General features: G+C 46.2%; 25 protein-coding genes. 12 read left to right on the plus strand and 13 right to left on the minus strand.

Going from position 1 to position 26,903, the window contains the following annotated elements; genetic code table 11:
• Positions 1–91 precede the first annotated feature (91 nt).
• On the minus strand, positions 92–430 hold the full coding sequence (locus tag F0364_RS03525) for a hypothetical protein (protein WP_153796369.1): 339 nt from the start codon (positions 428–430) through the stop codon (positions 92–94).
• Positions 431–739: 309 nt separating this feature from the next.
• Between F0364_RS03525 and obgE the strand changes: the two genes are divergently transcribed.
• Positions 740–1,744, plus strand: coding sequence for a GTPase ObgE (gene obgE / locus F0364_RS03530; protein ID WP_153796370.1), 1,005 nt, complete (start codon positions 740–742; stop codon positions 1,742–1,744).
• Positions 1,745–1,988: 244 nt separating this feature from the next.
• On the opposite strand, the gene F0364_RS03535 is transcribed toward obgE, so the two are convergent.
• The 4 genes from F0364_RS03535 to F0364_RS03550 all read right to left on the minus strand — a co-directional run bounded on the left by F0364_RS03535 (position 1,989) and on the right by F0364_RS03550 (position 5,282).
• Positions 1,989–3,401 carry an MBL fold metallo-hydrolase gene (locus F0364_RS03535; protein ID WP_153796371.1) on the minus strand — a complete coding sequence of 471 codons (1,413 nt, stop codon included), beginning with the start codon at positions 3,399–3,401 and terminating at the stop codon, positions 1,989–1,991.
• A 92-nt stretch (positions 3,402–3,493) separates the two neighbouring features.
• Positions 3,494–3,838 carry an ArsR/SmtB family transcription factor gene (locus F0364_RS03540; protein WP_153796372.1) on the minus strand — a complete coding sequence of 115 codons (345 nt, stop codon included), beginning with the start codon at positions 3,836–3,838 and terminating at the stop codon, positions 3,494–3,496.
• A gap of 105 nt (positions 3,839–3,943) precedes the next feature.
• Positions 3,944–4,636 carry a tRNA (adenosine(37)-N6)-threonylcarbamoyltransferase complex dimerization subunit type 1 TsaB gene (tsaB, locus tag F0364_RS03545; protein WP_153796373.1) on the minus strand — a complete coding sequence of 231 codons (693 nt, stop codon included), beginning with the start codon at positions 4,634–4,636 and terminating at the stop codon, positions 3,944–3,946.
• 28 nt (positions 4,637–4,664) lie between these two features.
• Positions 4,665–5,282, minus strand: coding sequence for a 3-hydroxyacyl-CoA dehydrogenase family protein (locus tag F0364_RS03550; protein WP_207632493.1), 618 nt, complete (start codon positions 5,280–5,282; stop codon positions 4,665–4,667).
• A 78-nt stretch (positions 5,283–5,360) separates the two neighbouring features.
• Between F0364_RS03550 and F0364_RS03555 the strand changes: the two genes are divergently transcribed.
• Both F0364_RS03555 and F0364_RS03560 read left to right on the plus strand, forming a co-directional pair.
• Positions 5,361–5,747: a RidA family protein gene (locus F0364_RS03555; protein ID WP_153796375.1), complete on the plus strand. Its 387-nt coding sequence runs from the start codon at positions 5,361–5,363 to the stop codon at positions 5,745–5,747.
• 335 nt (positions 5,748–6,082) lie between these two features.
• Positions 6,083–7,549 carry a Gfo/Idh/MocA family protein gene (locus F0364_RS03560; protein ID WP_153796376.1) on the plus strand — a complete coding sequence of 489 codons (1,467 nt, stop codon included), beginning with the start codon at positions 6,083–6,085 and terminating at the stop codon, positions 7,547–7,549.
• A gap of 84 nt (positions 7,550–7,633) precedes the next feature.
• On the opposite strand, the gene F0364_RS03565 is transcribed toward F0364_RS03560, so the two are convergent.
• Positions 7,634–10,012 (minus strand): response regulator, encoded by a 2,379-nt coding sequence (locus F0364_RS03565; RefSeq protein ID WP_153796377.1) that lies wholly within the window; start codon positions 10,010–10,012, stop codon positions 7,634–7,636.
• A gap of 212 nt (positions 10,013–10,224) precedes the next feature.
• Between F0364_RS03565 and F0364_RS03570 the strand changes: the two genes are divergently transcribed.
• The 5 genes from F0364_RS03570 to F0364_RS03590 all read left to right on the plus strand — a co-directional run bounded on the left by F0364_RS03570 (position 10,225) and on the right by F0364_RS03590 (position 14,589).
• Complete coding sequence (locus F0364_RS03570; protein ID WP_153796378.1) at positions 10,225–10,593, plus strand: YccF domain-containing protein; 369 nt, start codon at positions 10,225–10,227, stop codon at positions 10,591–10,593.
• A 398-nt stretch (positions 10,594–10,991) separates the two neighbouring features.
• Positions 10,992–11,699 carry a 5-oxoprolinase subunit PxpB gene (pxpB, locus tag F0364_RS03575; protein WP_153796379.1) on the plus strand — a complete coding sequence of 236 codons (708 nt, stop codon included), beginning with the start codon at positions 10,992–10,994 and terminating at the stop codon, positions 11,697–11,699.
• The gene (locus F0364_RS03580; protein ID WP_153796380.1) at positions 11,696–12,703 is read left to right on the plus strand and encodes a 5-oxoprolinase subunit C family protein; all 1,008 of its coding nucleotides are present in this window, start codon (positions 11,696–11,698) and stop codon (positions 12,701–12,703) included. Before pxpB ends, F0364_RS03580 begins: the two co-directional genes overlap by 4 nt.
• A complete protein-coding gene (gene pxpA, locus F0364_RS03585; RefSeq protein WP_153796381.1) occupies positions 12,681–13,427 on the plus strand; it encodes a 5-oxoprolinase subunit PxpA in 747 nt (248 codons plus the stop codon). The genes F0364_RS03580 and pxpA overlap by 23 nt, the downstream gene beginning before the upstream one ends.
• Positions 13,366–14,589 carry an NRAMP family divalent metal transporter gene (locus F0364_RS03590; RefSeq protein WP_235921002.1) on the plus strand — a complete coding sequence of 408 codons (1,224 nt, stop codon included), beginning with the start codon at positions 13,366–13,368 and terminating at the stop codon, positions 14,587–14,589. Before pxpA ends, F0364_RS03590 begins: the two co-directional genes overlap by 62 nt.
• A 292-nt stretch (positions 14,590–14,881) precedes the next feature.
• Here the strand turns inward: F0364_RS03590 and F0364_RS03595 are convergent, their stop codons facing one another.
• Positions 14,882–15,934 (minus strand): glycosyltransferase family 4 protein, encoded by a 1,053-nt coding sequence (locus F0364_RS03595; protein WP_153796382.1) that lies wholly within the window; start codon positions 15,932–15,934, stop codon positions 14,882–14,884.
• Positions 15,924–17,588 (minus strand): ATP-binding cassette domain-containing protein, encoded by a 1,665-nt coding sequence (locus F0364_RS03600; RefSeq protein WP_153796383.1) that lies wholly within the window; start codon positions 17,586–17,588, stop codon positions 15,924–15,926. The genes F0364_RS03595 and F0364_RS03600 overlap by 11 nt, the downstream gene beginning before the upstream one ends.
• Before the next feature lie 279 nt (positions 17,589–17,867).
• Here F0364_RS03600 and F0364_RS03605 point away from each other — a divergent pair, with 279 nt between their 5' ends.
• From F0364_RS03605 to F0364_RS03615, 3 genes are all read left to right on the plus strand, one after another.
• Entirely contained in the window at positions 17,868–20,024 is a 2,157-nt protein-coding gene (locus F0364_RS03605) for a xanthine dehydrogenase family protein molybdopterin-binding subunit (protein ID WP_153796384.1), read from the plus strand.
• 161 nt (positions 20,025–20,185) lie between these two features.
• A complete protein-coding gene (locus F0364_RS03610; protein ID WP_153796385.1) occupies positions 20,186–20,644 on the plus strand; it encodes a (2Fe-2S)-binding protein in 459 nt (152 codons plus the stop codon).
• 231 nt (positions 20,645–20,875) lie between these two features.
• On the plus strand, positions 20,876–21,535 hold the full coding sequence (locus F0364_RS03615; RefSeq protein ID WP_153796386.1) for a hypothetical protein: 660 nt from the start codon (positions 20,876–20,878) through the stop codon (positions 21,533–21,535).
• 411 nt (positions 21,536–21,946) lie between these two features.
• On the opposite strand, the gene F0364_RS03620 is transcribed toward F0364_RS03615, so the two are convergent.
• The 5 genes from F0364_RS03620 to F0364_RS03640 all read right to left on the minus strand — a co-directional run bounded on the left by F0364_RS03620 (position 21,947) and on the right by F0364_RS03640 (position 26,099).
• Positions 21,947–23,380, minus strand: coding sequence for an APC family permease (locus F0364_RS03620; RefSeq protein WP_153796387.1), 1,434 nt, complete (start codon positions 23,378–23,380; stop codon positions 21,947–21,949).
• A gap of 48 nt (positions 23,381–23,428) precedes the next feature.
• On the minus strand, positions 23,429–24,514 hold the full coding sequence (locus F0364_RS03625) for an aromatic ring-hydroxylating oxygenase subunit alpha (RefSeq protein WP_153796388.1): 1,086 nt from the start codon (positions 24,512–24,514) through the stop codon (positions 23,429–23,431).
• Between the two features lie 296 nt (positions 24,515–24,810).
• Positions 24,811–25,014 (minus strand): hypothetical protein, encoded by a 204-nt coding sequence (locus F0364_RS03630; protein WP_153796389.1) that lies wholly within the window; start codon positions 25,012–25,014, stop codon positions 24,811–24,813.
• 57 nt (positions 25,015–25,071) lie between these two features.
• A complete protein-coding gene (locus F0364_RS03635; RefSeq protein ID WP_153796390.1) occupies positions 25,072–25,566 on the minus strand; it encodes a nuclear transport factor 2 family protein in 495 nt (164 codons plus the stop codon).
• 104 nt (positions 25,567–25,670) lie between these two features.
• The gene (locus tag F0364_RS03640) at positions 25,671–26,099 is read right to left on the minus strand and encodes an SRPBCC family protein (RefSeq protein WP_153796391.1); all 429 of its coding nucleotides are present in this window, start codon (positions 26,097–26,099) and stop codon (positions 25,671–25,673) included.
• Positions 26,100–26,254: 155 nt separating this feature from the next.
• Between F0364_RS03640 and F0364_RS03645 the strand changes: the two genes are divergently transcribed.
• Positions 26,255–26,887, plus strand: a complete 633-nt coding sequence (locus F0364_RS03645; RefSeq protein WP_153796392.1) for an endonuclease III domain-containing protein — start codon at positions 26,255–26,257, stop codon at positions 26,885–26,887.
• The last annotated feature ends 16 nt before the right edge of the window (positions 26,888–26,903 follow it).

Below are 26,903 nucleotides of genomic sequence, written 5' to 3' on the forward strand. Positions count from 1 at the left end.
GTTTGTGCCCAAATTACGGCATTCGGGTGAAAAATGCGGGTAAAGTTGCAGGTTTGGCGGCGTTAAAAACAGGCTGGTATGGTACTTTTTGTTATTCCTCTTTCATTTCTTTTATCTCAAAGTACTGGCCGTATTCATCTTCCAGAGGGTACATGTATTTCATATTGCCGCTGAATTGTACGGGTTTGTTGTTGTGCATAAATTCTGCTGACAGGTTGCATGGAAAGAGGTTGATGCTTTGCTCCTGGAAAGTGATGATGTAAACGGGGTCTTCGTTGGAACCTATATTGCGTATAACGCCTTTTTTAGCTTGCAGGGTTTCTATGGTTTTGCGTTCTTTTACAAAAGCATAGCTCCTGTTTTGCCGGGCATTGCGGTAAGAAATGCCAATGGCCAGTAACAAAAGTATAAGTGTTATAAAACGCATCATGCAATATCCCCACCTGCTATTACGTAAATGCGAAGCCACTATTACAAAATAGTTAAGGAAATTTTTTGGGGTGCCCCCAAGCTATCGCAAGGGGTCGGGCTTTTCGCTGCAAGTCCTCACCACCTCCGCTAAGGCTACGGTGGTTGCGGGCTTTCCGCTTCAATCCCTCACCCAGGGGTGCAGCTACCGGTTTTTTTGCAGCCAGGCTGCTGCTTTTATTGGTTTTCATACTTAGCTTAATCCTTAAATGCCGGCCGGCCAGCCACATGACCGGCAAGGCTTATATTTGCCGCTGCAAACGGGCAAGGAATGGAGAAGACCAACTTTATTGATTATATAAGAATTTTTTGCAAAAGCGGCCATGGCGGCGCAGGCAGTAAACATTTTTTACGTAACAAGCTTACTGCCAAAGGCGGGCCGGATGGTGGTGATGGCGGCCGCGGCGCCCATATTATTTTAAAAGGCAATGCCCAGTTATGGACATTGCTGCACCTGCGTTATTACAAGAACGTGATAGCGCAAAATGGGGAAGGCGGCAGCAAAAACAACAGCACCGGTAAAGACGGGGAAGATATTGTGATAGAAGTGCCGCTGGGCACCGTGGCAAGAGATGAGGATACCGGCGAACAGGAAGCAGAAATACTGGAAGACGGCCAGGAAATAATATGGCTGAAGGGTGGCCGTGGCGGGTTGGGTAACCAACATTTTGCAACGCCCACTAACCAGGCGCCGGAACATGCCCAACCGGGCGAACCCGGCGTAGAAGGCTGGAAAACCCTTGAACTGAAAGTGCTGGCAGATGTGGGGTTGGTAGGTTTTCCAAATGCCGGTAAGTCAACATTGCTTTCTGTTATTACGGCAGCCAAACCTAAAATTGCCGACTACGCTTTTACCACGCTTACACCGCAACTGGGCATGGTAGAATACCGCGACTCAAAGTCTTTTTGCATAGCCGATTTGCCCGGCATTATTGAAGGAGCCGCAGAAGGCAAGGGGCTTGGCCATCGGTTTTTACGGCATATTGAACGTAACGCGGTACTCCTGTTTCTTATACCTGCCGATAGCGCTAACCATCGGAAAGAATTTGACATACTGCTGAATGAGCTGAAAGAGTACAATGCCGAAATGTTGCAGAAAGATTTTGTAATAGCGGTAAGTAAATCTGATATGCTGGATGATGAACTGAAGGAAGCCATCAGCCAAGAACTGCCTTCGGATATACCGCATTGCTTTATTTCTTCTATTACCAACAAAGGGCTTACAGAATTAAAAGACCTGCTTTGGAAAGCATTAAATAAACCTGTTACTGCCTGAGCAGGCTTATTGTTAACAAACTCCGGAGCTGTAAATTCCGCACAGCGGCGCAGCCGCCAACATTAAACTTTGAACAAAGGAATATTGAACAGCTAAAGCTGCCGGAGACGCAAGGCCAAACCTACTCTGTGGGCAAAGCCCAATAGCGAACAGAACGTACAAGAGTGCGACGCAACGATGCTTAATGCTTGTTCCAATAGCCGGGCTCATAAAAAAACTACCGGGGTAACCGGTAGTTTAAATGTTAGTTTAAGACTGATTCGCTTTTTTCGGTTTCAATTTTGCCCTGCTCCTTTATTTTGTTCCAGCCGCCCTGCACGTTGTACAGGTTGTGAATGCCCTGTCTTTTAAAGAGAGACGCGGCAATGATGCTGCGGTAACCGCTTTCGCAATGCAGGTACAGGTTATCGGTGTCTTTTACATTGGCCATACTGCCGGGATCTGTCAACTCGTCCAGGGGCAGGTTAACGGCGTTTTTTACATGGCCTTCGGCAAATTCAACTTCGCGGCGTACATCTATTACCACCAGGTTATTGTCAAACGGCAGGTCCATGGCCAGTTCGTCGGCTTCCACTTCAATAATCATGTCTTCCGGTTCGCCGGCATTTTTCCAGGCGCCGTAACCACCATCCAGGTAACCATCAATTTTTTCAAAACCCACCCTTGCCAGGCGCACCGCGGTTTCACGCTCTTTGCCGGGTTCTGTTACCAGTACTATGTTTTTGTCAAAAGGCAGCAGGCTGCCAGCCCACTCCGCAAAGCGGCCTTCGAGGCCTATATTAATAGAACCGGGAACGAACCCGTTAATAAAATCGTTGCCGTTCCTTGAATCGAGCAGTATGGTGTTGCCATCATCCAGTTTTTCTTTAAATGTAGCCAGCGATAGTGGTTGTAGTGCTTTTTCCATAATCCGGTCTAAATGTTCGTATCCTTCTTTGTTTATTTTAGCGTTTATCGGGAAATATTGCGGCGGTGCTTCCAGGTTGTCTGTAACGGCTTTAATAAATTCTTCCCGGGTTGCAGCCTGCAATGCGTAGTTGTTTTTCTTTTCTTCTCCCACGGTGCTTTTGGTTTGGGGGCCCAGGTTTTTACCGCAACTGCTGCCAGGGCCATGGGCAGGGTACACAATCACATCATCGTTAAGTGGTGCAATTTTGCTTTGCAGGCTGTCGTACAGCATGCCCGCCAGGTCGTTCATGGTAAGGGAATCTCCTTTTTGAGCAAGGTCTGGCCGGCCCACATCGCCTACAAATAAGGTATCGCCGGTAAAAACGGCATGTTGTTTACCATTTTCATCCAGCAAGAGGTAGCAGGTGCTTTCCAGTGTATGGCCAGGGGTATGCAGCGCCTGCAGGGTTAATTTACCCAGCTTAAATGTTTCTCCGTCTTTGGCAAGGTGAAAAGAGAAAGCCGCTTTTGTATCCGGGCCGTAAACAATGGTGGCGCCGGTGGCTTTGCTTAAATCAATGTGACCGCTTACAAAATCGGCGTGAAAGTGTGTTTCAAAAATGTATTGGATGGAAGCGTTGCGTTTTTGGGCCAGTTTCAGGTACTCCTCAATGTCCCGCATGGGGTCAATAATGGCGGCCTTTCCTTCGCTCTCAATGTAGTATGCCGCCTCGCTAAGGCAACCCGTATATAATTGCTGTATGTACATAGAACATATTTACAGCAAAGATACCTAAACTGCCATGTATGATGTACGATGTGGGATGAGGAGGTGGTTAAGGGGTTAACTTTTTTGGAATACTACCCGACCAGGTCCTCCACAAAATCGCTCACTTCTTTTACACGTTTGTAGCTAATGTGGTAATAAATAAACTTTCCATCCCGCTGGGTAGCCACGATGCCCGCCCTTCGCAGGATAGCGAGGTGCTGGGATGCCACCGACTGCTCAAGCCGCAGTTTGACGTAAATTTCGGTTACTGTCATCCGCTTGTGCTCATCCAGCAGTTTTACCATTTGCTGGCGTAGCTTATGGTTCATGGCCCTAAGTATAAGGGAAGCTTTTTTCAGGTGTAGGTAATCAATTTTGATATGCTCTTCACCATCCGCGCCATTATTTATAAAAACAACTTGATTCGGAGTGTTCATGAGGTTGTAGAATTCTTTAGATATCAATTAAAACAATATAAAGATATTATAAAATTTTTTAAACAGTAAATTTTAAGCAGATATAGTGATAGATTTTTAGTTTATTCAGGATTTTTTAATGGGAGTGAAGAATTCTTTTACGTAAAATGGCTCTGCGTAAGCTATGTTAACAAATTGATATTTATTGAATAACTGGCAGGATAGCTGTATGATAGACTTTTCAGAATAATTTTCTTCTAAAAAATACGCATTTGAATTTTTATTAATATTCTTAAATTTTTGGGATCCCGAGCCCGAAAAAATAAGTTTTTTAGTTGGGGGATACTCCCCAAAAGCGTTTTCATCGAGAATCATGGCCTGGGGATTTAACAACGGTTGCAACATTTCATCGTACACCGCCGTAAACACTTCCATACGCCGGGCATCAATCATAGGGCAAAAAAGCAATCCTTCTTCATTATCAGCTAATCCAGCCATACTGTGCTTGGCTCCAAGAGCTATTAATTCCAGTGTGTTCAGCATTAATAATGGCTTATCAAGTGCATAGCACAAACCTTTGGCGCTGGCCAGCCCCACACGCAGGCCGGTATAACTGCCAGGGCCTGCTACTACCGCCACAGCATCAATATCCCTTAATTGTATGCCCGTTTTGTTAACCAGTTTTTCTACAGCAGGCTGCACAAAAGCAGCATGGTTTTTAGAAACCTCGTTGGTTTCGCTGTGCAACACAGTTTCATTATCCGATAAAATAACAAACGATTTTTCCGAAGAGGTATCAATATGCAGTATCAGTGCCATGCTTTTTCTTTTCTGCCAGGTTTAAAAATTACTGTTCATTTGCCGCTTTTTGTAATGCCGGTGCAATAGTATAACGGTTATTGCCCACACCCATGCTGGTAAGCAGGGCATAAATTTCTTTCAGGCCTATTTTTTCCGCCCATTCAAAAGGCCCATAGGGGTAATTGGTGCCGTATTTCATGGCGGTGTCAATTTCTGCCTGGGTACTAACGCCCTCCTGCAGGGCAAAATACGCTTCGTTAATAATCATGGCCACAATGCGGCCGCTTATCATGCCAGGCTGGTTAGGCACCCAGGTAAAAGGCCAGCCAAGCGCCTGTAGTGTTAAGCCCGCAGCTTCTTTTATTTTTTCACTGCCGGTTATTTCAAGCCCGTTATTTTCCCAAAAGCCGGGCCATGTGTTCATTCTCACAAAGTTTTCAGGCATGCTATCGGCAGTTATAACAGGCGCATGTACAAAAACGGGAGCATAGGTTTGCCCTATAACGGGCGGGCCGCTGCTGTAACAAAAATCAAAGCAGGCATTGTAACTGCCGGTATCATCGTGGCCACCGGCCGTAAGCCAGGTAATATCGGCCTTTTGGCTTAACCCCTTTGCCAGCAATACCCGTTGTTGATACCCGTTTGCCCGTATGCCTAACTTCATAAAGCGTTTTTGCCCTGCAAAAATAGATTGCTCTGTTGAGGAAAAATTCATTCATTTGCCACTTACAATTGTATCACCATGAGCAAACAGGTAATTAATACCAGCAATGCGCCGGCGCCCATAGGCCCGTACAGCCAGTCAGTTAAGGCCGGCGGTTTATTGTTTATCAGTGGCCAGATAGCGCTTGACCCCGGCAGCGGCCAACTGCTTATGGGCAGTATAAAAGAAGAAACCCACCAGGTAATGAAAAACCTGGGCGCTATACTCAGCGAGGCGAAGCTTACATTTGAGCATGTGGTAAAAACCAACATTTTTCTGAGTGATATGGGCCTCTTTGCCGACGTAAACGAAGTGTACGGCGCCTATTTTAATGGCGATTTTCCCGCCCGGGAAACGGTAGCAGTAAAAGGTTTGCCCAAGGGGGTAAATGTGGAAATAAGCATGATTGCTTCCATTGAAATATAAGTTGACGGCTACATTCATAAGGAGAGTTTTTATGAGCCCGGCAGCAGGACAAGCATTGGCTTGCGTTGCGTCGCACTCTTGTACGGTTAGATTCGCTACGCAGCATTTTCCACCGGGTAGGTGTGCCGGCTGCTTTGCTAAAACCTTTTTAGCAAACAATACAGTACAATTTTGTTTTCTTTAACTATTCTGCAGGGTACATGCGGTTGGTTTTCTCCGTTATACCCTTTTTCTTCGGTAAAAGATGTTTATTATTTTACCCCAACAAAATTTAAGTACAGCATATTTCTTTATTTTCACAACTCTTTCATTACTCATACTAACGATTTTTAAACATGAAAAACAGGGAACAAGCTTCCGGTCATTCCTCTAACAACTCAAGAAGGAATTTTATCCGCAATACGGCCACTGCCTTTGCGGGAATGTATATTCTGCCCCGCCATGTACTGGGCAGGGGTTTTGTAGCCCCGAGCGACAAGTTAATTGTGGCAGGTATTGGCGTAGGCGGCAAGGGGACCAGCGACCTGAATAACTTTTACAAAAGCGGTAAAGCTGAAATAGCTGCCCTTTGCGATGTGGATGACAGGCAGGCCGCCCCTATGCAGAAGAAGTATCCCAAGGCAAAACATTACCGCGATTTTCGTGAGATGCTGGAAAAAGAAGGAAAATCCATTGACGCGGTTTCTGTTTCCACACCAGACCATACCCATGCTGTGGCAGCTATGGCGGCCATGCAGTTAAATAAGCATGTGTACGTGCAAAAACCGCTTACACACGATATCTACGAAGCCCGTATGCTTACCCAGGCTGCACACCGTTATAAAGTGGTAACCCAAATGGGTAACCAGGGCGCCAGCGGCGATGGCGTACGCCAGCTACAGGAATGGTACAATGCCGGCCTGCTGGGAGACGTGCATACTGTTTACTGCTATACAGACAGGCCTATATGGCCGCAAGGTATTGAAAGGCCAAAAGGCGGAGACCCTGTGCCTTCTGAAGTTGATTTTGACCTGTGGCTGGGTACCGCACCTAAAAAAGAATATTTTGAAGGCTTGCTGCCGTTTAACTGGCGCGGCTGGTGGGATTACGGTACGGGCGCCCTTGGCGATATGGCCTGCCATATTATGGCCCCGCCATTCGCGGTGCTGGGCTTAGGTTACCCTGTTTCTGCCGAGTGCAGCGTTTCTACCAAATACATACAAAACTGGAATGCGGCTTACTACCCGGACAGTGGCCCGATATCTTCTCATATCATTCTCACGTTTAAAGGCCAGAACGGTAAACCCGATCTGAAGCTGCACTGGATGGATGGCGGCATACAACCCGAAAGGCCAGCAGAACTTGGGCCCAACGAAGTAATGGGCGATGGCGGCAACGGCGCTATTTTCCTGGGCAGCAAAGGCAATATGATGTGCGGTACGTATGGTATTAACCCCCAGTTGCTGCCAACATCAAAAACAGCTACAGCCAATGTGCCCAAAACACTTAAGCGGGTACCCATGGGCGACGACGGCCACTACGCGGCCTGGGTTGAAGCGGCTATTGCCGGTTACGGCAGCACACAGGCCAAAGAACTTAGCTCTAACTTTGATATTGCCGGCCCGCTTACTGAAAGCGTGCTGATGGGCAACCTGGCTATACGCAGCTATAATATTCAAAAGAAGGTAGATAAGGATATGACTTACCCCGGCCGCCATATTAAACTGCTGTGGGATGGCCCTAACATGAAAATTACCAACTTTGATGATGCCAACCAGTTTGTAAAACGCGAATACCGCGATGGCTGGAGCCTGGGTGTTTAATGATTGAATGTTTTAAGGATAATGCAAACGGCCCCTTGGCGGGGCCGTTTGCTATAATGTATAGTAAAAGATGCTTCGATGCTCTTAGCTCTCCTGCTTTACATTGCCCACCTCCCGCAAAATAACATTCAGCAGTTCATTGGAACTGTAGGGTTTTATAAGTATCGTGTTCATGCCGGCTTCAAACACTTTCTCCTCTACTTCTGAAGGTATGGCCGCTGTTAAAGCTACTACCGGAACACTGCAGCCATTTTCCCGCAACTGCCTGGTAGCCGTATAACCATCCATAACCGGCATGTGCAAATCCATCAGCAAAATATCATACTCCTTGCCGGCTGCTTTTTCAACGGCTATCTTACCGTTTTCAGCCACATCTACATTCGCCTGCCAGTGGGCAAGCATTTTGCGGGCTATAAAAATATTCATCTGGTTATCTTCTACCAGCAGTATGTTAATGCCATCAAGTGTGGCATCTTTCCGCGCTGTTTTAACAACAGCTTTTTTTACATCTTCTATGGCAGAGCCCAGGGGAAAAACCTGGGTAAAATAAAACACCGAGCCTACACCGGGCAGGCTCCTTAACCGCAGGTTGGAGTTTTGCAGCTCCAGCAGCCGTTTGCAAATGGCAAGGCCCAGCCCTGTGCCGCCATAACCGCGGGAAGTAGAGGAATCTGCCTGCGTAAACTTCTCGAATATCAATTTCTGCTTGGCGGCTTCAATGCCAATGCCGGTATCCTCTACCTCAAACAAAATGGCTATGTTTTGTTCTGCCTGCTGTTTTATTTTAATGCGCAGGCAAACCCAGCCTTCGTTGGTAAACTTAATGGCGTTGTTTACCAGGTTGTAAATAACCTGGCTGGTGCGGGTGGGGTCGCCATATACTTTGTTTTTTAAAGCTGGGTCGGTTTCAATCCGCAGCTCAATACCCTTGTCTGTAGCGCTGGTTTTTGCGCCTGCGATAATGTTTTTGGCAATGGCGGCAATATCCATTTCAATACTTTCAAAAACTATTTTGCCCGCCTCTATTTTGTTGTAATCTAAAATGTCGTTTACAATGGCCACCAGGTTGTTGGCTGAAAAAAGCAACACATCAAGGTATTCCTTTTGTGTAGTGGTGGGGCTGCTCTGCAGCATTAGGTTGGCTGTGCCAATTACAGAATTCAGCGGGGTGCGTATTTCATGAGACATGGTTGATAAAAACTCAGACTTGGCCCTAAGCCCCTGCTCCGCCTGCAGTTTGGCCTGTTTAAGCGCCTGTGCGAACCTGAAGGAGAGTATAAGTGACTGGCAGAAAAAGAAACAGATGTAGCCCAGGTAAACCGCCAGGTAGTAAGGAAACTCAACCAGCACCAGGTAGTTAAGATTGATAATAATAAAAACGGCCATAATAACGCCTGTGCTCATAAGGGCATAGCTTGCCCCCATTCTTTTATTGGCCGCCGCTTTAATAAAAAGGTAAATGGCATAGGCAATGTAAAAGAACATGGCCCCCAAAAAAATGTTGATGAGGCCGGTGAAAAAAACAGGTGCTGTAACTATGGGCAGTACGGTAAAAAATAAGGCAAACGCACTCATAAACGGAAAGAAGGGCTTGTAAATATCATCCGGGTAAAGGTGCTTTATGTAGCCAACAAAAAGAAATACGCTAAGGCTTAATGAAATATATTCCAGCCGTATGGTTAATTGCCAGCTAAGCTCCGGCAAAATAGTATGCAGGGAGTAGGGCGATACGCCAACAATGCGGTAGCAATAAACAATGCAAAACAAAGCGAAATACAGGATGGCTTTATCGTGCCTGCCAAAAAAATAAAGGCCTAAAAAAAACAGCCCGCCCATAAAAAGGCAGCCTGACAAAAGAAAATCCCCGGTTAGCCTTCTGTCCCTTTTAAGCATCAGTGTTTGTCTTTCACCAATAAGCACATGCTTGTATAAACCACCTTTGGAATGATGAAAGTTGCTTACCTGCAGCAGTAAATGCAAAGTATCTCTTATGTTTCGGCCAAACGGCGCCACGTTGGTAAGCCAGTGTGGTTTGGTAAGGGCTTTGGTGGTATCCGGCACGCCGCTTTGCGCATACAGCCTGCCATTAACAAACAGCCTGTAAGCGGTATAGGTATCAGGTATTTCTATGGCCAGCACAGGCCTGCTCTTGGGAAGCAAAACGGTAAGCCTGTAACTGGCATAACCCTGGGATGGCAATGATTTACCGTTAACCTTTATCTCTTTCCACAATGCGGGAAAGTTGGTGTACGATGTGGCTTTGCTGCTGTCTGCAGGGCCTAATAATTTATTGTAATAAAACTCCCATTCGCCGTCCAGTTGAAGGGGCCGCAGGCCCAGGTTCGCACCGGTTAAGTCTAAAATACCTTTTTTAGCCAGGGGCGCTTCATCAGCATGCCTTTTGCAGGAGAAAAGCACTGCGGAAAAAATCAGAAAGAATAATATACGCCACGGGTTTTTCAAAATAGGTGTATTACATAAGGATATTGCCCGTCAAAATAAACATTCTTTTACAAACATGCACAGAAAGTGCCCCTTTTATTAAGGCCAATTTAAGACAGCAGGCATTATTTAACCGTTTATCAATACCGCTGTTGCATGGCATTGGCATCAATGTTACCTTGCTGTTTTTTAATTGCCGTGTAACTGCTTATAAATTTATTTATCTTTTGCGCATGAATTTATTAGGCAACCTTATCTGGCTTATTTTCGGCGGCTTTTTAAGCGCCCTCGGTTATCTTATCGGTGGTATTGTGCTGTGCATCACCATTATCGGCATTCCATTCGGTTTACAATGTTTTAAAATTGCAGCCATGGTATTATGGCCATTCGGCAGGCGGGTAGTAAACGGGCGCAACAGCAGTGGCTGCCTGCCGGTACTCTTTAACATTATCTGGATACTTTGTGGGGGCTGGTACACCGCATTGGTACACATTGTATTTGCCTGCCTGCTGTTTATTACCATTATAGGAATACCGTTTGCAAAGCAGCACCTGAAGCTGGTGGAGTTATCGCTGATGCCCTTTGGTAAAGAAATTGTGTAGGATAGGCGGCGAATGCTGCGCATACGCCTAAGCAGCATATTTATGGGACGGGCAGTAGTGCTGCTATGATGCATCGTTGTGTCACTCACTTGTACGCTTTGTACGCTATGCAGCATTGGGCAGCAGGCTGTAACTGTTTGGTGTTCTATTGTTCAATGTTAGCGGCGCTTGCACTTCATCGCCTCAAAGCAACCGCAACACACCGGTAACCGGCAACGGACTTTCGGGTGAGGGATTGAAGCGGATACCCCGGTGAGGCCATCGCAGCATAGGCTTGTGCCGGAGTATGAGCGAAAAGCCCGGCCCCTTGCGCAGCTTGGGGACACCCCCAAAAAATGCTTACTTTTTTATAATACCGGTTTAACGATATTCAGCTACGGCTTCAATAAAAAATATGTATGACAGGCTACCAGATATACCCTTGTGGAGATAACGCTGTTACCATTGAGTTGGGAGATACCATTAACCTTGAAACGCACCAGCGGGTAATGGCATTGTACCAGCATATTGCAAACAATGCTCCCGAGGCAGTAAAGGATATAATACCGGCTTATACTTCTGTAACTGTTTTGTATAACATGGGCCAGGTAAAAAAGCAGGAGCCACACAGCATTTACCAACACATGTGCCGCATACTGGAAAACCTTTTGGAAAACTGCGTTTGGGATCGGGTCGTTACAACTTCGCACATGAAAATTCCGGTGTGTTATGATGTAGGCATTGCGCCGGATATTGAGCGCATGGCGGAAGAAAAACGTCTTTCTGTTGAAGAGATTATACACATACATTCTTCGCCTGTTTATCATGTTTATATGCTTGGTTTTTTACCGGGCTTTGCTTACATGGGCACGGTTGACGACCGTATAGCCACAGCCCGCCTGGCCCGCCCACGGCTGATGGTAGAAGCAGGAAGTGTGGGTATTGCAGGCCGCCAAACAGGGATATACTCACTAAACAGCCCCGGTGGCTGGAATATTATAGGGCAAACGCCTGTGCAGATGTTCGATGCCTCTAAAAAAAATACCTGTTATGTAAACGCGGGTGATACGGTTAGCTTTGTGCCCATTAGCCTTGAAGAGTTTGTTCACCTTAAAAACCTTGCATGAGCATTACCGTATTAAAGGCCGGGTTGCTGGATACGATACAGGATGAAGGCCGTTATGGCCACCAGCACCAGGGTATAAATCCCGGTGGTGTTATGGATACAGCGGCGGCCGCCATTGCCAATATGCTGGTAGGAAATGAAGCAGGAGAAACGGTTATTGAAGTGCACTTTCCTGCCTGCAGCCTGCTGTTTAACAAGGCCTGCATGGTTGCGCTGGCAGGCGCCAATTTTACTGCTGTTATCAACAACGAGCCTGCGCCATTGCATACAGCCATTATTGTTTCAGCAGGTTCTGTATTAACTTTTGTAAAGCCTGTATGGGGCGCCAGGTGCTATGTTGCCATACAAGGCGGATGGGACGCCAGTTACTGGATGGGCAGTTACAGTACCAACCTGCGTGTACAGGCTGGCGGTTATCATGGGCTGGCCTTGCGAAAGGGCGATACGGTGCACAGCAGGATGGAATCCTTTGCTTTTGCCGCATTGCCGGGGGGCTCGGTTATAGCTACGCCGGTACGGGCTGATGCATCGCCATTATACGAAGCATGGCCCTTTATACATTGTATAAAAGGGCGTGAATTTACCTGGCTGGGCAAGGATGACACGGCTGTTTTTCAAACATCCTCCTTCCGGGTTTCGCCACAAAGCGACCGTATGGGTTACCGCCTGAACGGCCCGGTATTGCATGCCGCAAATGGGCAGGTTATTTCAACAGCCGTTACAAAGGGCACTGTGCAACTTATGCCCGACGGGCAGCTTACAGTGCTTATGGCCGACCACCAAACTACCGGCGGCTACCCGCGTATTGCGCATGTAACATCTGCTGCCATGCCCCTGCTGGCACAGGCGCAGATACAGCAGCAGCTACAGTTTACGCTGGTTAACATAGAGGAAGCCGAACAGCTTTACACCAAACAGCAGCAATATTTGCAGCAACTGCAACAGCAATGTAACTTACAGCTTCAGCACTTTCTTTCTGGAAATGACCATTACCACAGACCTTAATTGCGACATAGGCGAAGGGCTGCCCAACGATGCCCTGCTGATGTCTTTTATCAGCTCGGCCAACATTGCCTGCGGCTACCATGCAGGCAATGCTGATACCATGCGCCATACCATAGCGCTATGCCTGCACCACGGTGTAGCCATAGGAGCACACCCAGGCTTTGCTGACAAAGAAAACTTTGGCAGGAAGGAGCAGGTGCTCGCTGATGAAGGTTATTACCAGCTTATGATAACCCAACTGGGGGCTATTAAGAAGATAGCCGATGAACTGGATGCACCGTTGCACCATGTAAAACCGCATGGGGCGTTGTACAATATGAGCGCCGCTAATAAACAACTGGCCTGTGTTATCGCCAGGGCGGTAAAAGACTTTAACGCTTCACTGCTGTTATACGGCCTTAGCGGAAGCCATTCCATAGCAGAAGCAAAAGCGATAGGTTTGCGTACGGCATCGGAGGTATTTGCAGACCGTACCTATCAAAATAACGGAAGCCTTACACCCCGCAGCCAGCCCAACGCTTTTAACGACAGCACGGATAAAGCCGTGAAGCAGGCATTGCAAATGGTTACCCGCCAAACGGTAAACACTGTTGATGATGCCATTATATCCGTAACTGCAGATACCATTTGCCTGCATGGCGATGGTAAGCATGCGGTAAATTTTGCTAAAGAAATTTATCACGCTTTTAAAGAAAACAACATTGTCATCCAATCAGCCCGGTAAAAAAAGCATACTGCTCGGTGCGGCATTTTTAATGGCAACCTCAGCCATTGGGCCGGGTTTTCTTACACAAACATCCTTATTTACACAGCAACTGGGCGCAAGCTTCGGTTTTGTGATACTGATATCCATACTGCTGGATATTGGCGCCCAGCTAAACATTTGGCGCATACTTGCCGCCAGTGGGCTAAAAGCACAGCAACTGGCCAATCAACTGGCGCCGGGCCTGGGTTCATTTTTATCGGTATTGGTAGCGTTGGGCGGTCTTGCTTTTAACATTGGCAACATAGGTGGCTGCGGCCTTGGGCTTAATGTGCTTACCGGCCTTGATACCTCTTATGGCGCTATATTAAGTTGCGTGATAGCGTTAGGTATTTTCTGGATGAAAGAGGCGGGCAGCATGATGGATATTTTTACCAAAGCACTTGGTATTTTAATGATTGGCGTCACGTTGTATGTGGCCATAAGCTCCCGGCCGCCTGTTGCCGAGGTGCTTAGGCATACCATTATGCCGGAAAAGATTGATGTTGCCGCTATTATTACCCTGGTAGGCGGCACCGTAGGCGGCTACATAAGCTTTGCAGGGGCACACCGCCTGCTGGATGCGGGCATTAAAGGGCCTGGCAGCATACGGCAGGTAAACAGCAGCGCGGTAAGCGGTATTATTGTTACCGGTATTATGCGCTGCGTTTTGTTTTTGGCCGCGTTTGGTGTTGTGGCAAAGGGTGTACAACTGGCAACCCAAAACCCGGCGGCATCGGTTTTTCAATCTGCCGCAGGCCGGTTAGGTTACCGTTTTTTTGGATTGGTAATGTGGAGTGCAGCCATAACATCTGTAACGGGTGCTGCCTATACATCGGTTAGCTTTATCAAAACATTCCACCCCATGTTGCAAAAGCGTGAGCCACTGCTGATTACCGGGTTTATTCTCAGCTCCACCCTGCTGTTTTTACTGTTCGATAATCCTGTTAACCTGCTGGTTATGGCGGGCGCCCTTAACGGGCTTATACTGCCGGTGGCACTTGCTGTTATACTTACCGCGTCTTATAAAAAAGACTTGATGAAAAATTACAATCACCCCCAATGGATGCGTTGGGCAGGCTGGCTGGTAGTTGTGGTTATGGGCTGGATGAGTATTATGAGCTTAGTGAAATGGCTGAAGTAATGCTTTGATAAACGTAAAATGATGAAGCAGCGCAGAATGCCACAGGGTAAGGGGTAATGTCATTAAGTTAAGGAAACGAATGTCAGGTTGAGCTTGTCGAAACCGGGTTATGTACGGCGCTTTTTCATCAATCGCCTTCGGCAGGCTCAGGCTGACAGCTTAACTTTATACCAACGGGTGAGGGATTGAAGCGGCTACCCCGCTGAAGGTATTGTGCGGAGGCTTTGCGGCGGAGTAATAGCGGAAAGCCCGACCCGAGGCACGAGGGGCACCCCCTGATTTATCTACTACGTTACGGATAATCAAACAAACGCATCATTTGTTTAGCACTGTCGTCTATTGAATATGCAAGCACCGGTGTAAAAGGGATACCCGGTGTGGCAAGTAAATCAAAAACTTTTTGCAGCATTTCCTCTTTGCTGGTAACAATATGCCAGTGAGGGATATCGTGACGCATAGGCTTGCAAAAACTAACTACATGTGCCCCGGCAAACAAGGCTTCAAGACAGGCCGTGCTAAAGCCTTCATAAGAGGAAGGGTGCAAGAGTATTTTTGCCCTTTGCATCATCTTTAATCCCTGGTATTGTTGCAGCGTACCGGTTAATTCTATGTTTGATGTAAGTGCATTTGCCTGTATAAGTGCTTTTAATTGTTCCATGGCCTCACCATCGCCACAAAGCATGGCTTTTATGCCCGGCAGTGATTTTTTTATTTGTGCTATTATTTCAACAAAGAGGTTGTACTGCTTTAAAAAACTCATACTACCCAGGCCAATCACATCAATATCTTTTGCAGCAGGCATTTCATCAAACATGGCAGTATCAATACCATTGGTAACTACATGTTCCGGCAGTACATGATGATTGCGGTAAAATTCCTCCCGCACAAAATCTGAGATAGCTGCCAGCATACCCGGCTTTGGCTTAATGCGTTTTACGTAGGGGTTTAATGCCCGGGCATCCTGACCTAAAATCCAGCAGCGGTGTTTTATGGAAAACAGTTTTGCAAGGTATTGGGCCATAAAGGCACATTCCCCACACCAAAGGCTTAATATGCCAATAATATTTTCTGTCTTTTGAACTGCATAAAACCTGCGTGCTATGCGCAGCCACATTAACAGCCTTGCCACTTTGTCTTTGTGCATACCGTTAAAAGGAATAACCATATTCCCTTCCCAGGTATAAGGGCTGGTACTGTAGGGATATTGAAAAGCGAAGATTACCAATTTTAATTGGGGAAAATTTCTGTTGAGCGCCTTTATAAATACCTGTACGGGCGGCAACCAGCCGGGCTCTGCTTTGTCAGGAAAAGCCGGTGAAAATATGCAGAGTGTTTTAGTTTTCATTTAAGTTGATTAGTGTATCGCAGCCTGCCAGGCTATTACTGTTGTGTGTTACCAGTATAACCATTTTGCCCTGTGCGGCAAGCTGCTTAAAATACTGTAGCAATGCTGTTTCAGATGCTTCATCCAGTTCGTTAAAAGGCTCATCCAAAATGATAACCGATGCATTTTTATACAATGCCCTGGCAATAGCTATGCGTTGTTTTTGCCCACCACTGATGTTCTTTCCATCTTCGGAAATAACATGCTGCGGCCCTTCCTTAAACTGGTTGACAAACTCATGCAGGCCCGCTTTTTCTACAGCGCATGCAAGCCTGCAGGCATCATGGTCTTCCTCAAACAAAACAATGTTATCGCGGATAGATTCATGTAATACAAAAGCCTGCTGTTTAACATAGGCCACCTGTGTTTGCCATTGCCTTCTTTGCTCTGCTGTTGTTGCTGTGCCGTTAAAAAGTATATCACCCTTTTCAGGCTCAACAAAGCCAAGCAGCATGTTGAGCATGCTGCTTTTACCTTTTCCTGAATCACCTTTTACACCGGTAAGTTTTCCTGTTTCAATAACCGCTGTTAAGCCGTGGAGTACCTGTTTATTATCGTAGGAAAGATGAATGCCGGAAAGCTCAATTCTATGTATATGGGGGTAGTGCGGTATAGGGGTAGGTGAAGGCGTTTCTTCAACCGTAAGGTCAGGCAACACATAGCTGTAAGTGCGCAGCATGTTTTTAAGGTTAATAATCCGGGAGATGCCCGGTATAATTTTATATGCCGCGGCAACAAAAGCACCGATGGTTATAATTGCCGTTTGTCCGTTTTCTTTAAGCACCAGGCTGTATGCAATTAAAACGCATAAGCCAAATACAGAAAACAATTCAAAAAAGCGGGAGGGCAGTCCCTGGGTTACCTGTATATCCGCTATGTACCTGTTCAACCGGCCCTGCAACCTTGCATACCGGCCCGCAAAAGCTTCGTTTTTGCCATACACATTGCTGTCTGTAAAACCGCTCAAGGCTTCGTTAAGGTATTGCAGTGTTTGTTCATTTACGGTTTTAATGTTCGCTCTTATGGCCTGCAGTTTTTTCCTGTTAATAAAAGTAATAACAGCTATTGCCGGTGCAAGCGTAAAGGATACGCTTAGCAGCAGGCTTGCATCATACAACAGCAAAGCCGTAATCACAAGCACAATAAGCATGCACTCGGCTATAATCTGCTGAAAGCCGGATAAAAGATAGCTGCCGAATTCAATAGGCTGGTACAGTATTCTTCTAACAAGCACCGCGTTATCTACAGTAACATGGTTGTTATAACTGCCATACAAGTGCCGCTTTAGCCTTGCCGCTGAAATCCTGGATACTACCCGGCTTACAAGCCGGTATTGAAACTGGTACAGCCTGTAACTGCCCCAGCTTTTGGCTGCGAAAACAAGAAGCAGCAGCCCGGCAGCCAGCAACCCGTTTTTTTCAAACGGGCTTTTAAGCGGCAGGGAAATTTTATAGTTTATGGCTGAGGAAGTATATAAGCTTACTACATAAAACAACAATGCCAGCGAAAGTATGTCGGCAACGCTGAGCAAAAAACTAAGCAGGGCGGAAACCCAGAAATGTTTACGCTCCCTTTTGTTTAAAATGGATAATATATCAGTAAATGTTTTCTTCAATTGCCAAAGTTGTGGTTTATGTACAGCCTGCCTGTAATTGCAACCGGCTGATTTTTTTATACAGCCATCAACTACATACGCAATATTTATAATAAGGTAAATATGCGGCACTGAAATTTTTGGCGCAGTAAAAAATAACCGCGGTTTGGTTTCAGCTATAAAATATTCTAACTTACGTACGTGATTTGCCGGCCTGTGGCGTTATTCGTATCAACTGCTATTCCCTCTGTTTTTCTTCTAAGCTTGTAACAAAACATATTATTGTAAATAAAGAAACTCATGAACGACAATACTACTGTCAACCGGCGGAAGTTCCTGCAAACCGGTGCATTGGCCGGTGGCGGGCTGCTGTTAAGCTTTTATATGCCTGCCTTAGGTAAGGGCCTAAAACGTGTACCGCCTGCACCTGCCACCTGTGCGCCCAATGCATTCATACGCATCAATGCGGATAATTCCATCAAAATTTTATGTGGCCATTCTGAAATGGGCCAGGGCACTTACACCGCCATGAGCCAGTTAATAGCCGATGAAATGGATGCAGACTGGAGCAAGATAGTGGTAGAAGCTGCGCCGGCCCACCAGGACTATTTTAACCCCGGTTTTGGCATGCAGCTTACCGGGGGCAGCGCCTCCGCTTATTCCGAGTGGGAAAGGCTGCGCAAAGTAGGCGCATCAGCAAGGGCCATCATGATTGAAGCGGCAGCCAAAAAATGGAATGTGCCTGCAGCCGGCTGTACTGCAAAGGATGGTTTTGTGCTGCATAGCTCCGGTAAAAAAATATCTTATGGAGATTTGGTAGAAGCCGCGCAGGGCATTACGCCCCCTACCGATGTAAAACTAAAAGACCCTAAAGACTTCAAATATATCGGCAAACCGGTTAAACGGCTAGACACCAAAGAAAAAACCAATGGCGAAGGCATTTTTGGTATGGATGTTAAAATACCAGGCATGCTGGTAGCTGTAATACAAAGGCCACCGGTGTTCGGAGGCAAGGTAAAAAGCTTTAATGCGGATAAAGCCAAAGCTGTTCCCGGTGTGCAGCAGGTGGTGCAAATAGACCGTGGCGTTGCCGTAGTGGCTACTGGTTACTGGGCGGCAAAACAAGGCCGGGAAGCCCTGGAAGTGGAATGGGAAGATGGCCCGTTACTGGATAGCGTTGAACAACGTAAGCTGTATAAGGAAATGGCTAACAAGCCTGGATCGGTGGCGTTAAAAGAAGGAGATGTTAGTGCCGTTACCGGTGCAGCTAAAGCGCTGGATGTTGAGTATGAGACACCCTACCTTAACCATGCACAGATGGAGCCACTCAACTGCGTGGCGGATGTACGTGCAGATGGCTGTGATATTTACATCGGCACTCAGGCCCAAACCATTGACCAGATGGTTGCGGCAGGCATTACTGGGCTAAAGCCGGAGCAGGTTAAAATACACACCATGCTGCTGGGCGGTGCCTTTGGCCGTCGGGCAATTATGGATGGTCATATCGCCGCTGAAGCAGTGCAGGTATCTAAAGCTATTGCCAAACCGGTTAAGGTAATGTGGAGCCGGGAGGATGATGTGCGGGGTGGTTACTATCGCCAGTTCTCTCACCATAAAATGATTGGCAGCCTGGGTGCCGATGGTAAGCCGCTAAGCTGGCTGCACAGGGTAGTTTGCCAAAGCTTTATGATTGGCACACCGATGGAGCAAATGGCTGTAAAAAATGGCGTGGATATGATTGCCGTAGAGGGCGCCACCGAATTGCCCTACGAAGTGCCTAACCTGCAAATAGAATGGCACCGTGGCACAGAGGCTGTACCCACCCTATGGATGCGCTCCGTTGGCCACAGCTATACTGCGTTTGCCAAAGAATGTTTTATTGATGAGCTTGCTTTTGCTGCAGGCAAAGACCCGTACCAATACCGGCGCTCACTTATGGATAAACATCCAAGGTTACGCAATGTGCTGGATGTTGCCGCTAAAAAAGCAGGCTGGGGTACAGCGCTTCCCGCCGGCAGGGCAAGGGGCATAGCTGTTCATGAATCTTTCAAAAGCTTTATCGCACAGGTGGCCGAAGTATCTGTTACCGCCACAGGCAAAATAAAAGTGCACAAAGTGGTTTGTGCTATTGATTGTGGCCCCACCATAAACCCTGATACCATAAAGGCGCAGATGGAAGGCAGCGTGGTGTTTGCGCTTACTTCCGCATTCTATGGCGATATCAGTTTTGAAAACGGGCGTGTAAAACAGCGCAACTTTCACGATTATAAAATCATGCGCATTAACGAAGCGCCGGTGGTAGAAACCCATATTATAGAAAGTACAGACACTATGGGCGGTGTGGGCGAGCCTGGCGTTCCCCCCACTGCACCCGCCGTAGCCAATGCGGTGTTTGTACTTACCAAAAACAGGTTGCGCAAAATGCCGTTTCCGGCAGATGTGCGTAAGACAACGTAGGTATTATGGCTCCCTTTTCTTTGTAAAGGGAATAAGACGAGGTTGGTGACCGGCTATAGTTTTTCATGGCATCGCCTGTTGCGTCGCACTACGTTCATCGTTCGGTTTTTTATGGCGACAGTTAAGCGGAATAAAATTCAACTTACCATCAAAAAATTTCTATGATAAGTCTTAAAGTAAACGGCAAAAATTATGAGGTAGATGCCAGCCCGGATATGCCCCTGTTATGGGCCCTCCGCGAAAACCTGGAGCTTACCGGTACCAAGTTTGGTTGTGGCATGGCACAATGCGGCGCATGCACTGTGCACATGGATGGCAATGCTGTACGCAGTTGTGTAACGCCTTTATCAAGGGCGGCAGGTAAAAACATCATCACCATCGAAGGGCTTAATGATGACATTGCGCAGCGCCTCCGCGACGCATGGACGGCAGAAGAAGTGCCTCAATGTGGTTATTGCCAAAGCGGCCAGATTATGGCAGCAGCCGTATTGTTACGTGAAAAACCTCACCCTACTGATGAAGATATTGATTACGGTATGGCAGGTAATATTTGCCGGTGCGGTACTTACCAGAGAATCAGGAAGGCGATACACAGGGCAGCGAAAGCCTCAACCCCATAAAGGGGGCTTAACGCTTTACAAACAAAGCTGTTTGTGCTGGTAAACCTGTTTAACCCACAGCCTGCAGCCGCCCAATGAACGGAACGATGAAGTGCTTGATTATTATTTGTTCTTTCACTGAAAGACCAAATAATAACAAAACCATGTTTGCAACAGGCGATTCCATAAAAAACAACTGCTGGTATCTAAAAAATTCTTTTAATTAAAACAACCATTATCAAACAAATTGGTATGGAAAAAAATACGAATCAACCGGGTAAGCTTGTAAGGCGTATAGTTTATGTAGCCCTTGCCACCGGGTTTTTAACCGCCGTGGCACAGCCATTGCGCATAAAAGAAGAGCCCGAAAAAGAAACCTATGAAAAAGTTGCAGATGGTAAAGATGATGCGGCAAGAAGAGAGCAGGAATCCAAGGATGCTTTTCTTGCAGCGTATACCGTGTTTATGCATCCGCGTTGTATGAACTGTCACCCAAGCGGCGATGCACCTTTGCAGGGCGATGACAGCCATATACATGCGCAGAACGTAACACGTGGTACCGATGGCAAAGGCCTGTATGCATTAAAATGTAAAAACTGCCACCAGGATGCCAACCTGCCCGGCGCTGATATGCCACCCGGCAGCCCGGGTTGGGCTATGCCACCTGCCAAACATAAAATGATCTTTCAGGGTATGAGCCCCAAAGAACTGGCCACACATTTTAAGGATAACCATTACACAGGGTTTAAGGATTTTGAGAAAGACATGATACACCACGTAGAAGTAGAACCGCTGGTGCTAAACAGTTTTATACCATTGGAAGGCCGCAGCAGGCTACCCATGACACATGAAGAATTTGTAGCCAAAGTGAAGGAGTGGATTGAAAAGGGTGCGGCCATACCTGATAAATAGAGTTTGATAGTATGAAGCTAAAAAGGAGGCAATTACTGCTTCCTTTTGGTTTTTTATGGAAGGCTTGAAAATTGTTTTTTAGCCTTTTAATGTGATGCCGTATGGGCAGTTTTTTGTTGCTTACCACAAGTGTTTGAATTTGGGCAGTTGCCAACTGCCCAATTATCACATTGCTGAAACCCTTTGCTGACAACCGTTTCGTAAATAATGTGTTTATAGCATAAAGCTTATTTTATTCAAAGAAAAAAGCGACACCATTGTAGAGTACTCCTTTAAAACCATAGATAAAGCTATGGGTGTAGCCACTTATAAAACTACCCCGATGTGCCCAAAAAAATGAAAAAAATACTGCCCGGTGCGGAAGCATTAAGAAGATTGCTGTAGTATACTGCGTAAAGTCGATATTTTTTACTAATTATTTTTATACCGCCTTTTGCAGTACCAGTAAAAAGGCACACCTGCAAAACATAGCGCCAGCCCGAACAATGAATTAATCACACGGGTTTGGCCGGAGATAAAATTGCTGACGTCATTGTAGATGGTAACTGCAAAATAGAAGGCGGAAAAAGCAATAAAAATTAATGGCACATACGGATAGCCCCATACTTTGTACGGGCGTTCCACCTCTTTCATTTTCTTTCTTAATATAAAAATACCGATACCAAGAAAGCCATAAAATATCCACTGGATAAATACAAACATATCAAACAGCATATCGAAGGAGCCTGTCATTACAAGTACGGCACTCCAGGCAAACTGCAGCCATAATGCATTAGCAGGTGTTTTGTACCTGGGGTGTACTTTACCGAATACCCGAAAAAAATTGCCTTCCTCTCCCATCGCAAAGGTTATTCTTGCACATGGCAGTATATTGCCGTTAGCGCCGCCGAATGTTGACACCATCACCAATGCCGCTACAAACCCTCCCCCGGCAATACCAAACGCTTTTGCAAAAGCATCTGAAGCTATCAGAGATGATGTTTTCATTTCACTCACCGGCAGTACATATAAATACGCCTGCGTGGTAAGCAGGTAGGCCGCAATACAAATACTGATACCAATGAATAAGCCCCGGGAAATGTTTTTTTGCGGCTGTTTTATTTCGCCGGAAATAAAGCCAAGCACATTCCAGCCATCGTAGGCGGATAATGCGCCTGAAGCCGCTGCAAAAAAACCGGTGATCAATTGCCAGGTGGAAAACTGGGTATTGTCTGAGGTGGAATAAAAATTTTTGAAATCTCCTTTGCCGGAAAAAAAGATGCCCAGCACCAACAGCAGCAGCGCCAACAGCTTTACTACGGTAAACACCACCTGTATGGCAGCCCCGCCCTTTACACTACGGGCATTAATGGCGGTAATAAAAAATATTACCAGTATTGCCAGCATTTTAATGCCAATGTTTTCCAGCAGGTAAAACTTGCCAATAAAAGGGATAGTAAAAAAAACGGAGTGCTCCACAGCCGCACTAAAACGCGGCAACGGAAAAAAGTATTCCGCGTATTGCGCAAACAGGAAAGCTATGCCGGCTATAGCGCCTGTATTGATTACGATAAAGCCTGCCCAGCCGAACAGAAAGGCGAAAAAGCGGCCGTACATGTGGTGAAAATAAATATACTGGCCACCTGTTTGCGGCAGCATGCTGCCAACTTCAGCCATAATCATGCCGCCAAAAATGGAAACCACGCCGGTAATTACCCATGTTAACAGCAGCAGCAGCGGCAAATGGGCCTGCCCGGCCATAGCTGCCGGCTTCATAAAAATGCTGCTGCCAATGATGGTACCGGCCACGATGGTTATGCAGCTGTAGAGGCCTAATTTTCGCTCAAGTTTTGGGGGCTGGTTCATGTGCGGGTGATACGGAGCTTTACATTAATGATGATTGAAGAAAGTTGGTTACTTATTCATGTGTTCCGCTAACAGTGAGTGGAAATGATGGGTGCCCTGCTCTCTTTTTACGGAGTACCTGCCATGCGTGTAAAATCTTGACCGGATGCCTTTCTGCACATTTTCCACCACTTCTTCATCTTCCAGTTCAACAGTGTCAAGACCGCTGCCTGCGCCGGTATTCAGCTTGGGTTCATCGTTTACGTAAGTTATAAAAGATACTTTACAGGTATCCACGCTAAGCGGTTGTACCAGGTTAAATGACAAGCCCCAGGGATAAAAATTGAACATCATGTTAGGAAACACCCAAAAATAATAGGCGGCTACTTCTTTGCCGTAATCCGGCGATGAAGCTGGTAAATCAAAACAGCTATCGCCTTTTTTACCAATGCCCAACTGCAGGTTGCTGTACCTGAAAATTTCGGTAGTGTATTCACCAAAATCCAATACCTGGTTTAAGCCGGCATGTACAAACGGAATATGAAAGCCTTCCAGGTAATTTTCGCAGTAAAGCGCCCAGTTGGCCTTTACTGTATAATCTTTACAAAGGTCAGCCCGTAGCTGCAAGGCATCCATGTTAAACCAGTGCATGCGCTGCTGCATATCGCCAAACACCTGGCTGCCATCCACAGCAGGCTGCAGAGAACCAAAGAGCAGGTTGCCCCATCTAAAAACGGGCAACTGGTGCAGGTTATCTTCCGCGGTTGGAAAATCCTTTACTTCCTTAAACTCCGGCATAGAAGTAAAACTGCCATCCAGGCCAAATTGCCTGCCATGGTACCTGCAACGTAACTGGTTAAGCTTGCAGGGTTCATACACCAGCAGGTTACCGCGGTGTGTACAAACATTGCTCATGCAGCGTACAATGCCATCTTTGTCTTTCGTAAGCAGCAAAGGCTCATCAATATAATCTTCCAGCAGTGTAAAAGGCCAGGCAGAGCCATTGGCTGTAACCCTGCCGGTATCGCCAATGTATTGCCAGGATGGGGCAAATATTTTTTCTTTAGAACTTTCAAACGATGCAGGTGAAGTATAATAATCTGTGTGTATGGTACGGGCACTGGCAATATCAGGATCAACAAAATAGCGGGGCATAGCAGCAGTTTTGCTAAAGATAAAAAATCATACGCATGGCGCTTATAATTAGTTGCCCGGGTTGGCAGGAGTAAGAGCGATAACACAGCCCACAGGTTTGGCAAATAATGTTAATGAGGATAACATTCTGCTGCCACACCAAATGTAAAAGCGACAGAACCAACTACTATAATGCGGGAAAAGCTGCATAGAGAACAGAACGTACAAGAGTGCGACGCAACCAAAGCCTCCTGCTTATTCCATCGCCGGGCCCATAAAATTACTCACAACAGCGCATGCGCTGTTGACATAAGGCATCAGTCTTTGCCCCAGTTATCTTCCATTTTTTTATATGCCTCTTTAGATATGGTTGAATCTTTTTTTGAGCGGGAGGTTCCCTTTTTCTTCTTTGCGTTTATGTTGTTGACCAACGAGTTTTTTACACCCAGTTTATTTTTAGTGTTGGTTGATTTTTTGGTGGCCGCTTTTTTGGCGGCTTTCTTTTTTGCAGCTTTTGCCATAGTTTTTACTTCATGTAATACAATTGGCATGCCGGTATAAGAGGTAAAACTATTTTGTTACATAGGCTTTGCGCTATTGAAAATGGCTTCGGTAGTGTTGTTGTGGGCATCGGCATCCATCAGTATTTTCCATAAGCCGTTTTCTTTTTGCAAAAGCACATGAAATTTGCCATACCCTGCCCTTGTTGTACCATCCTTTGCAACGGAAGAGGTTTTGTAATAACCCACTTTAGAGGCTTTTCCATTTGCGGCCATGCGCTGTATAAAGCGTAGTTCAATCGTTCGTTCTTTCAGGTTCTCTTTGCTGTAATCATTGCCTTGCCTGTTACTGTTATAGTACTGCTGGTAATCCCATACAAGGCTGTCGTCCTGTATAACCCTTGTCATGTTTTTGCTGTGCACGGCCATAAAGCCATCAGTATCCAATTGGTTAAAAGCGGCAATAAATGGTTTCCATACATCCCGGTTTATTTGCTGTTGCAGGCTGTCTGCCTGTGTGTAGCTTTTACCTGCCATACATAAAAGTGCTGCGACAATATAAGCGGCTTTCATTTTTTTATCCTAATCTACCGAGCAAAGGTTTTGGGGCAGCCGCTTTATATATCAACGGCTGTAACAGCTTATCCTGTGGTAACTGCAATGCAAATAAATGGATGTCAGGCCTTTTGCAGGTAATTTTTAAGAGAAGTGCCAATAATGTGAGTCCAACCTGCGGAAAAGCTTTCCCTGGCAAAATCGGGGTGTTTGGGAAATGTCTCAAGCCCGGTGTGGGTAAGTTTTAAGCGTGTATTTTCCCCTTCTTCAAACAATTCAAAACTTACCAGCGACTCCCCTTCATAGTCCTTATAACGCCAGGTGTAAGCAAGTTTCTTTTCCTTTATCACTTCTGTTATCCTGCAAAGGTGTACATACGGAGCTTCGTTGTCTTTGCCGGCTTCAAAGGAAAATTCAAAGCCAACTTTGAGAATAAATTCTTGAAGAGTGAAATACCATTGCTTCATCTGGTCTTTATCTGTAATGGCTTTCCATACCCTGGATACAGGGGCGTTATATACACGTTCTATAACAAATGGTTCGCTGTTCATAAAATGTTGTATTTAAGCTTTGAAGGAATAACATACATTCAAATATATGCGTAACTGATTGGTTACTCAAATTTTTTATATGGCCTTTTCTAATGGATGCGCGGTAGCGGCCAACTGGTGCTTTTTTGTAGATTTATTCTTTAAAACATATAATTATGCCTGCCAAAGTAAACTGGCCAGAGGCCATAAAGCCATTGCTTAAAAAGTACAAGAACAAAAAGCACCCGCTGGACTATGAAAGTGTTTATCAACTGGTAGTAATGGTGGTTTTGTCTGCCCAGGATTCTGACCGGCACATTAACCAACTGGCCCCAAAGTTTTTTGAAGCCTATCCTGATATGAAAGCGCTGTCTATGGCTACGGAGGAAACGCTTACCCCGCTTATAGGCAGTGTGCGCAATTTTGGCAACAAAATAAAGTGGCTGATGGAAATGTCTCAAAAGATAAAGGCCGACAAAAATATTCCCCTTAACCTGGATGAGCTTACGGCGTTGCCGGGCATTGGCCGCAAATCTGCCAACGTTATTTTACGGGAGGCCGGCAAACCCGCAGAAGGAGTGATTGTTGACTTGCATGTGGTGCGTGTGGCGCCAAGGCTGGGCATTGCTACCGGCATAGACCCCAAGAAAATTGAAAAGCAAATAATGGAAGCTTTGCCGCAAAAAGACTGGGATGCAGGCATGGCTATGTCTTTCCTGGGCCGTGAAATATGCAGGCCCCAGCCTAAATGCGAAATCTGCCTGATGAATACTGTTTGTAAGTTTTATCAGGCGAATATGGCCGGGTAAAACAACAATTTTTGAT

This window comes from Foetidibacter luteolus (assembly GCF_009650435.1).
Classification (GTDB): Bacteria; Bacteroidota; Bacteroidia; order Chitinophagales; family Chitinophagaceae; genus Foetidibacter; species Foetidibacter luteolus.